The sequence below is a fragment of the Bacillus cereus group sp. BfR-BA-01408 genome (assembly GCF_022663305.1).
Taxonomy (GTDB): Bacteria; Bacillota; Bacilli; order Bacillales; family Bacillaceae_G; genus Bacillus_A; species Bacillus_A pacificus.
Map to the genome: position 1 here is coordinate 1 of NZ_JAKUFF010000235.1, position 296 is coordinate 296.

Consider the following 296-nt stretch of genomic DNA (forward strand, 5'->3'; position numbering starts at 1 on the left):
CTATGAGTGAAGTAGCTGGTCGTATGGCTGCACAAATTGGTGCACAATTCCTTGAGAAGAACAAAGGCGGTAAAGGTATCTTACTTGCAGGTGTTCCAGGGGTTAAACGTGGTAAAGTAACAATCATCGGTGGTGGACAAGCTGGTACAAATGCTGCTAAAATTGCAGTTGGACTAGGTGCGGATGTAACAATCATCGACTTAAGTGCAGAACGTCTTCGTCAATTAGATGACATTTTCGGAAACCAAGTAAAAACTTTAATGTCTAATCCGTACAATATTGCAGAAGCTGTAAAA

1 protein-coding gene is annotated in these 296 nt (G+C 41.2%); it reads left to right on the top strand.

Features of this window, described 5'->3' with window-relative positions:
* Positions 1 to 296, top strand: a 296-nt coding sequence (locus tag MR083_RS27095; protein WP_242270121.1) for an NAD-binding protein, incomplete at both ends; no start/stop codon positions are given.